The organism is Ketobacter sp. MCCC 1A13808, assembly GCF_009746715.1.
Taxonomy (GTDB): domain Bacteria; phylum Pseudomonadota; class Gammaproteobacteria; order Pseudomonadales; family Ketobacteraceae; genus Ketobacter.
In genome coordinates this window covers 395,570-408,540 of sequence record NZ_VRKW01000001.1, presented here as the reverse complement: position 1 = coordinate 408,540, position 12,971 = coordinate 395,570, and the positions used below count along the sequence as shown (strand labels likewise).

9 protein-coding genes are annotated in these 12,971 nt (G+C 49.6%); 6 read left to right on the top strand and 3 right to left on the bottom strand.

Annotation, left to right across the window (positions count from 1 at the left end):
* Positions 1-7: 7 nt before the first annotated feature.
* Genes FT643_RS01845 through FT643_RS01835 form a run of 3 tightly spaced genes read left to right on the top strand, consistent with a single transcriptional unit; the run spans position 8 to position 1,695 of the window.
* The gene (locus tag FT643_RS01845) at positions 8-646 is read left to right on the top strand and encodes a hypothetical protein (protein ID WP_156868972.1); all 639 of its coding nucleotides are present in this window, start codon (positions 8-10) and stop codon (positions 644-646) included.
* Positions 633-1,484 (top strand): polyphosphate kinase 2 family protein, encoded by an 852-nt coding sequence (locus FT643_RS01840; RefSeq protein WP_156868971.1) that lies wholly within the window; start codon positions 633-635, stop codon positions 1,482-1,484. Before FT643_RS01845 ends, FT643_RS01840 begins: the two co-directional genes overlap by 14 nt.
* The gene (locus tag FT643_RS01835) at positions 1,468-1,695 is read left to right on the top strand and encodes a YheU family protein (RefSeq protein ID WP_156868970.1); all 228 of its coding nucleotides are present in this window, start codon (positions 1,468-1,470) and stop codon (positions 1,693-1,695) included. Before FT643_RS01840 ends, FT643_RS01835 begins: the two co-directional genes overlap by 17 nt.
* Positions 1,696-1,719: 24 nt before the next feature.
* Here FT643_RS01835 and FT643_RS01830 read toward each other — a convergent pair whose 3' ends face one another.
* Entirely contained in the window at positions 1,720-3,954 is a 2,235-nt protein-coding gene (locus FT643_RS01830) for a two-component system response regulator (protein ID WP_156868969.1), read from the bottom strand.
* A 120-nt stretch (positions 3,955-4,074) separates the two neighbouring features.
* Entirely contained in the window at positions 4,075-6,153 is a 2,079-nt protein-coding gene (gene mnmC, locus FT643_RS01825) for a bifunctional tRNA (5-methylaminomethyl-2-thiouridine)(34)-methyltransferase MnmD/FAD-dependent 5-carboxymethylaminomethyl-2-thiouridine(34) oxidoreductase MnmC (RefSeq protein WP_156868968.1), read from the bottom strand.
* Positions 6,154-6,187: 34 nt separating this feature from the next.
* Here mnmC and FT643_RS01820 point away from each other — a divergent pair, with 34 nt between their 5' ends.
* Entirely contained in the window at positions 6,188-7,063 is an 876-nt protein-coding gene (locus tag FT643_RS01820; RefSeq protein ID WP_156868967.1) for an AEC family transporter, read from the top strand.
* A gap of 12 nt (positions 7,064-7,075) precedes the next feature.
* On the opposite strand, the gene FT643_RS01815 is transcribed toward FT643_RS01820, so the two are convergent.
* A complete protein-coding gene (locus FT643_RS01815) occupies positions 7,076-8,059 on the bottom strand; it encodes a hypothetical protein (RefSeq protein ID WP_156868966.1) in 984 nt (327 codons plus the stop codon).
* A 227-nt stretch (positions 8,060-8,286) separates the two neighbouring features.
* Here FT643_RS01815 and FT643_RS01810 point away from each other — a divergent pair, with 227 nt between their 5' ends.
* Complete coding sequence (locus tag FT643_RS01810) at positions 8,287-10,188, top strand: sensor domain-containing diguanylate cyclase (protein WP_156868965.1); 1,902 nt, start codon at positions 8,287-8,289, stop codon at positions 10,186-10,188.
* 58 nt (positions 10,189-10,246) lie between these two features.
* Positions 10,247-12,895: a phosphoenolpyruvate carboxylase gene (gene ppc, locus FT643_RS01805; RefSeq protein ID WP_156868964.1), complete on the top strand. Its 2,649-nt coding sequence runs from the start codon at positions 10,247-10,249 to the stop codon at positions 12,893-12,895.
* The last annotated feature ends 76 nt before the right edge of the window (positions 12,896-12,971 follow it).

Genomic DNA, 12,971 nt, shown 5'->3' with positions numbered 1-12,971 from the left:
GGCAGTAATGTCAGGATACTCCGAGCCGAAGCAGAGCTCATCAACGTCACCGACCTTCGCTAATAAAGAGAACCGTGTTATTTTGTTCGGCTTTGTTTTGGTTTTAGCTGCCATCGTTATGACCGGCTTTGTTTCTTATCTGAACTATAAAACCGGTCGGGTATCCGGGGAACAACTTATTCAGGCGCAGCAAGTGCAGGAACAAGCATTGGCAAGAGCCCAGGCACAATACGCGGGATTCTTGGATAAACAAGCCCGAGTGACCCGCTTCGAAAAAAGTTTTATGGCACGGCAACAACACTATGCGGAGTTCATGGCGGCGTTGTCGGATACCTGGCTTAGCGTCAATCGGAAAGACAAGCAACTGCTGGAGGATTCGCTGCAAAAACTGGCCAAGTCCTATTATGCATTAGAGCCGTTTCTGGAAGAGGGTGGCCGGCATTACCTGCAGAAGCGTATTGCCATTTATCATAATCTGGCTCAACAACTGCTTTCGGATAAAGTAGAGCATGATGGTTTGGTGCTGGAAGATAAGGCAACGATGAACCGGATGCTTGAAGACTTTCAAAGTTATTTATATCCCTTGTTATTTAAACCTTTCTCCAACGAGCAAACGCAAAAAGGAAGCGAAAATGAGCGTAATTAAATTGACGGGTGACTCAATCAGGCTAAAAGATCTGGTTACCAAGCCGGCTAAAAAGCCGAAAGACACCAAAGAAACAATACACCGTTTACAGTTCAGTTTATTGCGTGTTCAGCAGGCTATTTTCCGGGAAAAACGGCGTGTCATCATTCTGATTGAGGGCACTGATACTGCAGGTAAAGGTGGGGTAATCCGTCGTTTAACCCGGCACCTTGATCCGCGGGGAGTGCGGGTGTGGCCCATTGGCGCACCGGATAAAAGTGAACAGGCACGCCATTATCTGTATCGGTTCTGGCAAAAAATACCGCAACCAGGTGAAATTACCATTATGGATCGCTCCTGGTATGGTCGTGTTTTGGTGGAGCGTGTTGAAGGATTTGCAGAAAAGCCGGAATGGAAGCGGGCTTATCGTGAACTCCTTGAATTCGAGCGCCAGTTAGCGGACGACGGTGTTATTATTTTGAAATTTTATTTGCACCTTTCAAAAAAGGAGCAGTTAAAGCGCTTTATGGACCGGGTGAAAGAACCCACTAAACGCTGGAAACTTACCACGTCCGATCTGGAAAGCCGGCAGTACTGGGATCAATACCAGGAAGCCTATGAAGACATGCTCAATAAAACAGCCGCAGATTTTGCACCCTGGTATGCCATTCCGGCAGACAACAAAGATTATGCGCGCACTCAGATCCTTACCCAGATCGATAAAGAGCTGAGCCGCATGGTTAACCTTAAAAACATCCGTATTCTGGATGCGAAGGTGCGCACCAAGTTGATCGAAGCGTTCGGCGAAGACACCATACTTGATTTGTTAGGAGAGAGCGCGGTTGCAAAATCTACTTGAAATTCCCTGGCAAGACTTACCTGAAGACACTTTTTACCGTCTGGTAGAAGAATTCGTTACCCGTGACGGCACTGACTATGGCGAGCATGAAGTGTCGTCTGAAACCAAGGTTAATCAGGTTATTCAGGGCATTAAATGTAAGGAATACGTTATTGTATTTAATCAGGAAGAGGGCAGCGCGCACATTTGTCCGGGGCCGTTCCGGGGCTGATTTCGCTGTCAGACATTGTACTTGTTAGTTGAACTGCCCCAGCAACTGTTCCCACGATTGTCGTTTAATATACCGGCTTAGCTCTGTGGCACTGAGAGCCTGACTAAAGTAGAACCCCTGGATGTAGTCGCATCGGTGGTCCATCAGAAAGCGCAGTTCCTCTTCGTTCTCCACGCCTTCAGCGACTACTTCAAGATTCAGGTTTTTGCACAGCTGGATGATGGTGTGAATGACTGCAGCAGACTGGCTGTGTTTAATGCAGCGTGACACGAAACTACGGTCGATTTTCAATGTGTTAAAAGGAAACCGGGTCAGATAACTCAGGGATGAATAACCGGTTCCAAAATCATCCAGGGCGACTCTCACGCCCAGCTTGCGAATACCTTCCAGCGTTTTCATTACCCGGCTGGTATCTTCCAGCAATACGGTTTCTGTAATTTCCACTTCCAGTTGGGACGGAGCAATTTTGTGTTTGGCAAGGGCATTTTTGATGTTGCCCGTTAACGTTCCGCTGCGAAACTGAATGGGAGACAGATTAATCGCGACCCTTATCGGAGGCAACCCCTCATCATTCCAGCTACGGGCTTGCTGGCAGGCTTTGTTTATTAACCAATTGCCCAGTTCACTGATCAGACCAATTTGTTCCGCCATGGGTACAAAGTCAGACGGGGTAATCTCCCCCCTGCTGGGGTGATTCCAGCGGACCAGCGCTTCCACTGAGCGAATCGTTCCGGTCTTCAGATGCACTTTTGGCTGGAAAAACAATTCCAGATCATTGTGGCGGATAGCCTGGCGCAGATCGCTTTCAATCGACAATTGCTCTTTGGATTTAAAATCAATTTCGCTGGAATAAAAATGAAAATTATTGCGCCCCTGGGATTTGGCGAAGTGCATTGCAGCGTCCGCATTGCGCAACAAAGTTTCTGCACTTTGCCCATTCACGGGGTACAGCGCGATTCCCGCACTTGCGGTAAGCACAATATTATTTTCGCGCAGGGAAAACGGTGTTGAAACCTGCCGCAGTATGGCCTGAGTTGCCAATATAACGGCATCTAATCGGGTGAAATTGTGAATCAGAACAGCAAACTGATCGCCCTCGAGGCGAGCAATTTTATCGCTCATATGCTCATGGGGTGCCATGGGATCAATGGCGCTCATATTGAGCTTAGTGCAATGTTTGTCAGGATAGGTGTGCTGCAAGCGATCAGTAATTTTCTTTAATAGCTCGTCGCCTGCCTCGTGCCCCAATGAATTGTTAATACGGGCAAATAAATCCAGATCGAACACCAGAATGGCTAACAAGTTACCTGATTTTCTGGCAGCCCGGATTGCAAATTCCAGGTGCGCTTTAAAGAAAGTCCGGTTGGGCAATCGAGTAAGTGAATCGTAGTAAGCAAGTTGTAGTATTTGCTCTTTGTGCAGGACTTCAGCGGTAACATCGTGAATGGTACCGAAAATCGAATAATCCACCTCATTGAGTAACTTGAACTGAGCTTCATGGCGTAAGATGCGCATAACACCGGCTTCAGTATGCAGTTTGTGATTGATCGTGATTGTGCCCTGGTGTTTGCTGTCCTTGCGGCGAAAGGACTTAATTAATTTGATGCGTTCTGTCTCTGGAACCAGATTCAGAATATCTTCTATGGTCGGATGTGCATCTGCCGCCAGCCCCAGAATTCGATTAAATTCTTTGGACACATAAAGCGTGTTGCTCTTGCTGCTCCACTCCCAGCTGCCCAGGTTAGCGATCCGTTCAGCCTGTTCAAGTACCCGCTCACGATTCTCCAGCGAACGCAGTGTTTGATAGGCGCGAATTAAATACTGAGTGCGCTGGATCAATAGCAAATGATTGATTGGCTTGGTGATGAAATCCGTGGCTCCGGCATCAAAAGCACTGCTTATGGAATCCGCTTCGACATAGGAAGACATGATGAGAATGGGTACCGAGCCACCCTTGGCGTGTTTGCGAATCTGGCGGCACAAATCGAGACCGTCAGAGGTTCTCGGCAACATCAGATTCATCAACACCATATCGGGCTGCAATTGATGAAAATAAAGGTAGCCTAGTCTTCCGCTTCTGGCCTCAACGGTATTAAACCCAGCCTGGCTGAGGATTTCGCTGGTAGTAATACGGGAATGGCGATCTCCATCCACCACGAGAACAGTGAATTTCTGGTTATCTTTTTTTTTCACATGCTGCTCAGACTGGCTAAAGTTAACTTTTCGGCCGTGAACCCCACCAGGTTGTAACCGATTCAATGCAAATTCCCTTTAACTTTATTGGACATGTCGGATCATCTTGCCAAGCTATTTTCTATCCGGCAACCGCTTTTTGGTGACGTTTCGATGGTGCTTAGTAACCTATTTAATCACTTTGTTTCATAGTTGTCGGCGGATGATTTTACGTATCAGGAAGCGCGCTGGATGAATAGCGTGCAGTACTGATCGATCAATAATTTGCGGTTCGCCACACAGGTAACCTGCCAGTATTTCTGCAGCGAAGCAGGTTGACGTGATACCGCGCGAGCCGTGCCCGGTGGAAATGTATAATCCCGGTAAGTTCGGTGCGACCGGGAACTCTCGCTTTAAAAACCCTTTTCCCAGCTGCCGGTATTGCTGCTGAAACGCTTGGGCGTCTGCAACCGGGCCCACCAAAGGCAGGTAGTCCGGAGTTTGGCAGCGAAAGCCCACGCGCCCCCGCAGCGTGTCTGCAGGTTGCAGGTTCAGTTGCCGTGCCAGATCCGGAACGGTATTTTGTAGCTGGTCGCAGTTCCATTTGTGGTCTTGAACCCGTTCCTGCGGATCGTCCAATTTCGGATTGAAAGTGGCTCCAACGCTGTGGAAGCCATTGCGTGCCGGATTCACATAGCCTTCGTAATTGAGCGGTACCGGCAGGACACGGCTCTCTTCAGTCGCAGGCAAATAGCTGATCTGCCCGCGTACTGCGCGTAAATCAAAATACCCGTTGAGTTGAAACTGCTGGCAACCAAAGGCATTTGCCAGTACTACAGCCTCATACGAAGCCGGTGAAGGAGTACGGTTTTGGGTTGACTGGCCTTCCGTTTCAATGCTCCAACCGGTGTCCGATTGTTGCAGTCCGGTAACGCGGGAATCGGTGACCAGACTAATGTTTTTGTGTGATAGCAATGTGTCACACAACTGTCTAGGGTTTAGCCAGCCGCCACCTTTAAGCAGTATTCCCGATACGGGTGAAACAATACCGAATTGATGGTAGATGTCCTCGGGACTCAACCCTACCATCAATTCTTGCGGCCAGAACCGGGCGGCAATGAGTTGTTGTTGGATATCCCTCTCTTTATCGTCGTAGGCCAGGCGCAAAACCCCTTGCAAAGACCAGTCATCACCCTCGGCAACCTGGTGATGCATAAACAGACTTCGAATATATCGGCAAGCATAGAGGTAGGCGGACTGGTAGTACCGGTTCTGGGGTGTGTTATGAATGCTGAGTTTGGTAAACGTGATGCCGGTGGGATTTCCTGAGCCCTGGCTTGCAATCTCGCTTTCCGCTTCCAGAATGGTAACGTCCCAGCCGCGTTCAGCCATTTTTCTTGCCACGCTGCTGCCAGCCAATCCGGCTCCGATAACCGCTATTCGCCTGGCTGTCTGCGGCGTGTAACGGAATTGGAACCAGGGTTTTTGCTCCGCAGGCGCGGTCGTCGGTTTGCCCGGGGACTGTCCGAACCGCCCGCGCAGTATGTGGCGTTTTCTGCCGTAACCGGGGCAACGCTCAACCTGAAAACCGGCCCGGCGCAGACCTCGCTTAACCTCGCCTGCGGCAGTAAAAGTGGATAAGGTGGTGTCGCTGTGGCTTAACTTGGCCATGCTGTCATAGAGCGCCTGGTTCCACATCTCGGGGTTCTTTGACGGTGCGAATCCATCCAAAAACCAAGCGTCTACACAACCATCCAGCTCCCTCATGCAGTCGACGGCGTCACCATATAATAAAGTGAGCGTAATGTTGTGCTCAGCAAAAAAAAGCCGGTGGCTACCGGCTACCGGCGCTGGGTATTGTTCTACTAGTGAAGCTGAAATCCAATCGAACTGCGGGTGTTTGGCGCAAGAAAATGTCATATCTGTTAATGACAAAGGAAACTTCTCGACGCTAATGAAATGCAGGTGTTTGTTCTGCATTGGACTGCAATACCAAAGCGTAGCAGCGCAAAAAAAATTTAGCCCGGTGCCAAAGCCGGTTTCGGCGATGGTGAAGCGATCGGTCGTGTTTTGCTGCCAGCGTTCGTGTAACCGGTTCTGCAACAGAAAGACATGATTGGTTTCTTCAATACCGTTGTCACGGGAATAGTAGACGTCACCAAAACGAGGGGACAAGGGTGCCGCGTCCTGCCAATCAATGTCTGCTACCTGGATGGGGTGATTGTGGATGTCGTCGTGGTTCATGAGGATGGTTATAAAGTTTCGTATATTGCGGCGTCGCATCATATCATAGTGCACCAATAACCTGAGAGAGCAGTCTATGTTAAACACTCTGTTGCCGGTCACCGGCCCCGTTATGGTGTGCGTACTGATCGGTTTTTTATGGATCAAGTTCAACTGGCCTTATGACACGGACATGATCACCCGGTTGGTTATGTGTATCGGAGCACCTTGTCTGATTGTGTCTGCCCTGACGCAGTCTGATATTTCACATAGCATTCTTCAGGAAATGTTCTGGGTAACCTTGTCGGTGATTGCGTCCAGTCTTCTCGCTGCAGCTCTCTTAATCCGACTTGCAGGGCAACCCCTGCGAACCTTTCTTGGGCCTCTGGTCTTTCCTAATGCCGGAAATATGGGGTTGCCGGTGTGTTTGTTTGCCTTCGGCGAGCGTGGCCTGGTTTTGGCATTGGCGGTGTTTATGGTGCTGTCGCTATTGCACTTCACGTTGGGAATCGCGTTAGTCAGTGGGCGCAGTGTGCTGCGTGAACTCGTCAGTAATCCGATAATCTATTCCATTGCCGTTGCGATTTTTATGCTTTATACGGATTACCGGTTACCACTTTGGGCGCAGAATACCGTTAATCTGCTCGGGGATATGACGATTCCGTTAATGCTTCTAACGTTGGGTGTCAGTTTGGCGACGCTTAAAATTCAGAATTTAGGAAAGAGCCTGTATTTCGCATTAACGCGGTTGGGTATCGGTGTGGCGGCCGGATGGGGCATGGCTGAACTATTCAACCTTCAGGGGGTTGCTCGCGGCGTATTAATCTTGCAGAGTGCCATGCCGGTCGCGGTATTCAATTATCTATTCGCCCTGCGTTATGAGCGTGAACCCCAGGTGGTCGCGGGCATGGTGATGATATCCACTTTGCTCTCGTTTGTGACCATACCCGTGTTGATTCTGTACGTGATTTGAGCTGGTGCCTGCTTAATCCCGATCCGAAATGCCCTCCGGGTCAGTGGATAAGCGTTCAATACACACCTGGTTCATATGATAGAGCTGGTCGCGGATGACCGCATTGGCCTGATCCATGACGGCGAGGTAGCCATCAATGATCTCTGTACCCATCAGAAACAGTTTATGGCTTGGTACCTGAAACGTTCTTTCAGAGGTCATTTCATGGCCGAGCAAACTGGTAAAATAATTCAGTTTCATATTCAGATTGGGCAGATGTTTTAAACCGGGAATGCAGGGCAGATAGTTACTGGCAATCAACTGGATGTTTTGATCGAAGCGTTCTTTGCGATATCGAAATTCCTGTAGCCAGAAAGAAACCCGTTTTCCCATGTCTGGGTTGCTGGCGCCTATAACGGCCATGTGGGTGCCCAAACCTCGGATGCGCGCCAGATATTCTACTAGTTCGTACAATTCTATAACGCAGGTTTGGCTCAGGCTCGTTAACGGCTGCAAGTAGCTGATATCAAACCGGTTTTTAAGGGCCTCGTTTCTGATAAGTAGTTCAGGTGAGCGGAGCACTGATTCGGCCAGTTGGCGGCTTATGCGCAATATCAGCTCAATAAGGTGAGAATGGAATTCGAAGCTGTGGTGTATATCGTCGTTTTCCCAGTCCTTAATGATGGTCAGCCAGCTCAGTGTTAACTGTTGATAATCCGTGTCCGGAAGCGGGTTACCTGAAGATGAGTTCAGGCAGTTCAGATATTCAATCTGGATATTGGTTTGTTTTTGCAGTGCATCCACCTGAGAACGGAAACTGGCGTCGCCCCCCAATAGTGCCAAAGTTGCACCACGATGGCGCTGAATAAACCGACCCAGGCTTAAATTGGTGACTAACAAATCCTGTTGGGCAATGCGCCGTGTGTGCATATCGAACAGCTTTTGCGCCAACGTGCCCCCTTCAGTGCCTTTTTCCTTGTTTTTTTCAGTATTCAGACAGTGTTCCACCTGACCCATTCCCGGCTCCATTTAAAAGCAGGCTGCTGACGTGTTAGCCCTGTTAGAGCAAAATTAACGCAATTGCCGTGCCAGCGTCCTTTCTGATCAAAAATTACACACGGTTAACAAAATAAACATTATATGTATACCGTGATGCAGTGTATCAGGCTATGGTTTTTAAAGAATAATATGAGTTGTTTAGGCATATTACTATTTTGGTTATTTAACCGCTAAGTATTCACATAATGAGCAGTCGCAGTTTTTGGGGTTTGGTCTTCAGTCTTGTTGGGATATTTATTATCTTCCCGTGCCTGTCCTATGGGGACAGCAGCAGGAGTGCGCCTCTATTCCGGGTGGCTGATGGTTATTCTTACTGGATTGATACGCGACAAAATGCGGATGCTATTTCACGGGTGGCACTGCAATCACGAAGCTGGGTTCATCGGCCCCAAGCCTCAGTCAACCTGGGTTATCAGCAGCAACCGGTATGGCTGCGCTTCGATGTGAAAGCATTCCATCCCCAAAACATCCAATTGCTGATGGAACTGGGTTCATCCCATCTCGATCAGGTGGAATTCTATCTCACCCAAATCCAGGATGGTGCGGTAAGCGTCCTGAGTTCGCGCGTTACCGGTGATCAGCTCGGTAACAGCAATGCCTTGCTCAAACATCGCTTTCCCTTGTTCGCGACCAACCTTAGGCAGCCGGGTGATTACCAGGTATTTGTACGGGTAAGCACTACCAGCTCGATTATTTTTCCGGTGGACTTTAAAAGGCCCGAGGCCTTCTTTCCTGAAGAAGCGAAGATTCAGGTTTTTTACGGTTTGTTTTTTGGAATGATGTTCGTATTGGCCTTTTATAACGGCATGGTTTGGGCATTCCTGCGTGAGCGTGCCTATCTGTATAACATGGCGTTTATCGTCTTCGCGATGCTGTACCAAAGCACGATCAACGGCTTTGGCTCGTTCTATTTATGGCAAAATAATGCGGCAATAAATCAGAAAGCGTATATGGTTGGAACCTTGCTAACCATGTATTTTGCCGGCCGTTTTGCTATTCGCTTTCTGGATCTGCGGAGCCGGCTACCGCGACTGGAAAGATTCACGTTCTACTTTTTGCAGATATTTCTATTCATGCTGGTGCCCGCGCTGCTGTTGCCCGAACACCGGGTGGTGGGTATCATTTATTTTCTGGAAACTTCAGTGTGTTTTTACGCAATTGCCGTATTGGTTCACCAATGCCTTACCGGCAATTACTGGGCTAGATACTTGCTCGCAGGCTGGTCCATTCTCATCTTGGGCGCGCTGTCCTTTGTGGCCTCCCGAATAGCCTGGATCGAATATACGCCGGCCATTGAGTACCTGCATGCGGCGGGCTTTTCTTTTGGTAATCTGCTGGTAACGTCGGCCCTGGCCGCCAGAATACAAAAGGAGCGCATTGGTAAGCACCTGGCGCTGGAAAAGGCACTCCATCTGGCTCAGGAAGTGACCCAGCTGACTCTTGAAAAAGAACAGATGGAAGCTTCTGCCCGCGAGGAACTGGAGCGGCGGGTGGAGCAAAAAACCGAGACCCTGAATCTGATGCTACGGCAATTGCAAAGCAGTAACAAAAAACTGGAGCATGCCACGATTACGGATTCCCTGACCGGTATTGGTAATCGCCGGTTTCTGGATGCCAGCTTTCAGGGTGTGATTGACCAATGCCAGCTGCATCGTACGTCACTGGGGGTGTTAGTGATTGATGCTGACTATTTCAAGCGTGTAAACGATATGCACGGGCATTTGGTGGGTGATCGCTGTCTGCAGCACATCGCATCGATTCTACAGCGTTCTGCTCGGCGTAACCTGGACTTACTGGTTCGCTACGGAGGGGAGGAATTTATACTTGTACTGCCAGCGACCGATTCTAATGGTGTGCTGACCATTGCCGAGGAAATCCGGCAATCGATCGAATCGGATAGTTTGTCCATTCAGGGAAAGGAGATCAGGCTCACAGTCAGTGTGGGGGTGCATGTGAGCGTTCCTGATGCTACCGACGATGCGGAATCATTGTTGTTGAAGGCCGACGAAGCCCTGTATACGGCGAAACGTAAAGGTCGCAATCGGGTTGAGGTGTATCGCCATGGTTTAGATCCGCTTAAGGCTTGATTAACGCCCGCTATCTCTTCATGATGTTGTCAAACAGGGTGAAAATAGGATCTCGACGATGTCTGAACTTGATGCTCATGCCCCACTGCGACAAGATGTCCGCCTGCTCGGACAGTTATTAGGTCAAACACTTCAGGAACAAGAAAGCCCCGTACTGCTGGAACTGGTGGAGGATATTCGCAAATTAGCGAAAGATGCCAGGGCAGGGCACGAGGATCAATACCCCAAATTATTCGAAAAATTATCCAAGCTGGAGCCGGAGTTATTGGTACCGGTGGCTCGGGCATTCAGCCATTTCCTTAATCTGGCGAACCTGGCTGAGCAGTATCACCGGGTTCGGCGGCGCAGAGAATACCAACAAACACAGCGCAAAAACCAACGTGCGACGATGTCCGAACTGTATCCCCGCCTGCAAAGAGACAACATAGATACAGATACTATTTTCGAAACATTGAATACCCTGTCGATTGATCTGGTGTTGACTGCGCATCCAACCGAAGTTACCCGCCGCACTCTAATACAAAAATACGATGACATTACCCAGAGTCTGGAAACGCTGGATACGGTGAATCTGACCGATATCGAACGTAACCGGGTGATCGAGAACCTCAAGCGTAATATCGTATCGGCGTGGAATACCGATGAAATCCGTCAACAGCGCCCGACGCCGGTGGATGAGGCCCGTTGGGGTTTTGTCACCATTGAGCAGACGTTGTGGAGCGCTGTTCCGGAATACATGCGGGAATTAAACCATTGGTGTGAAGAAAATCTGCAACGCAGTTTGCCTATGGATTTCGCTCCGTTTACGTTTTCTTCGTGGATGGGGGGAGACAGAGACGGCAATCCCAATGTTACCGCGGTGGTTACCGAAGAGGTGCTGTTGCTGGCGCGCTGGATGGCAGCCGATTTACTGAATCGTGACTTTGAAAATCTATACACAAAATTGTCGGTAACTCATTGTAGTGATGAATTACGGCAATGGGTGGGTGATCATCCGGAACCCTATCGGGCGTATCTGAAACCGCTTCGTGATCGGCTATTCAACACCAAGAGTTATCTTAATGCTCAGCTGAATAAAATGGAATGGTACGGAGATACGCCGATTCTGACCATTGACGAATTGATGAAGCCGTTAAAACTGTGCCACCAATCGCTGACCGAGTGCGGAATGAAAGAGGTCGCCAACGGTGATTTACTGGACACAATCCGGCGGCTAAATTCGTTCGGTGTCACGTTGTTGCGTCTGGATGTGCGGCAGGAGTCAAGCCGCCATATGGATGCAATTGCGACGATTACCCAAGCGATCGGCATGGGTGACTACAGCCAGTGGGATGAAGAACAAAAACAACGCTTTTTGATCAGTGAACTCACCAGTGACCGGCCGTTAATTCCGAAATTTCTGAAGTGCTCAGATGAAGTTCAGGAAGTGCTGGATACATTCAATATGTTGACCCGGCAATCCATAGATGCATTGGGGGCCTATGTAATCTCTATGGCTCACTTGCCCTCGGATGTACTGGCTGTCATTTTACTGCAAAAAGAAGCTGGCATGAAAAGCCTGATGCGGGTAGTGCCGTTATTTGAAACCCTTGAAGACTTGCAGAATGCCGAAGCCACTCTGAAGTGTTTATTGGATATTGATTGGTATCGGGAGCATATCCAGGGCCAGCAAGAGATCATGATCGGTTATTCCGACTCGGCCAAGGATGCGGGCTTCTTGGCGGCGGCATGGGTTCAATACCAAGCGCAGGAACAATTAACCCGGTTGTGCAAACAATATGGCGTCCAGCTCACCTTGTTTCACGGTCGTGGTGGCTCAACCAGTCGTGGCGGAGCCCCCTCCCATGAAGCGATATTATCGCAACCGCCTGGGGCTGTTAACGGGCGAATCCGTATTACTGAGCAAGGCGAGGTGATAAGGGCCAAGTTCACGCCGTTCGGTGTGGCGATCCGGACTTTGCAGCGCTACGTTGCGGCCACGCTGGAAGCCACTCTGATTGACCGACCGCAGCCGGACGAACAATGGCGGAATATGATGACCTCGTTGTCGGAAAACGGCACTCAATCGTATCGTGATATGTTGCGGGGAGACCCGCGCTTCCTCAGTTATTTTCATCACGCTACGCCTGAACAGGAATTGCAGCGCTTGCCTCTTGGAAGCCGGCCCGCCAAACGGCGCCAAAGTGGAGGCATCGAAACTTTGCGTGCGATTCCCTGGGTATTTGCCTGGACACAGATGCGATTGATGTTACCGGGATGGTTGGGTGCTGATGTCGCCTTCCAGAAAGCACTTCAGCAAGGAAAGGGCGATCTGCTTCATGAAATGTATGAGCGTTGGCCGTTTTTCCGAATGGTAATGGGTATGTTGGAAATGGTGTTAGCCAAATCCGATGCCCAGATTGCCGCTTATTACGAACGCAGGCTGGCACAACCGGAGGACAGGTCGCTAGGCCAGGAACTGCAGTCACGCTTAGCAGAGATGATTGATTTGGTTAAAAATATAACGGACCACAGCGTGTTGCTGCAGAACAATTCGGTAATTCGGCGGTCTATTGAGGTTCGCAATCCCTACCTGGACCCACTGCATATGTTGCAGGTGGAGCTCATGCGATCCGCAAGGCTTAAGCAACAGGAAACACCGGACGAGACCCGTGCCCTGATGATTACGGTTGCCGGAATTGCGGCAGGAATGCGTAATACGGGTTGAGTTTTGCCAGTGGGGCTGCTTAAATCCTCCGGCTTGCCGTAGAGCTGGCCCCCTAATTGGTTTCGGAGTTTTTTGA

Coding starts and splice junctions, on each gene's coding strand:
- FT643_RS01845 (WP_156868972.1), top strand. CDS start 8: ATGTCAGGATACTCCGAGCCGAAGCAGAGCTCATCAACGTCACCGACC.
- FT643_RS01840 (WP_156868971.1), top strand. CDS start 633: ATGAGCGTAATTAAATTGACGGGTGACTCAATCAGGCTAAAAGATCTG.
- mnmC (WP_156868968.1), bottom strand. CDS start 6,153: ATGATGCGACGCCGCAATATACGAAACTTTATAACCATCCTCATGAAC.
- FT643_RS01820 (WP_156868967.1), top strand. CDS start 6,188: ATGTTAAACACTCTGTTGCCGGTCACCGGCCCCGTTATGGTGTGCGTA.
- FT643_RS01815 (WP_156868966.1), bottom strand. CDS start 8,059: ATGGGTCAGGTGGAACACTGTCTGAATACTGAAAAAAACAAGGAAAAA.
- FT643_RS01810 (WP_156868965.1), top strand. CDS start 8,287: ATGAGCAGTCGCAGTTTTTGGGGTTTGGTCTTCAGTCTTGTTGGGATA.
- ppc (WP_156868964.1), top strand. CDS start 10,247: ATGTCTGAACTTGATGCTCATGCCCCACTGCGACAAGATGTCCGCCTG.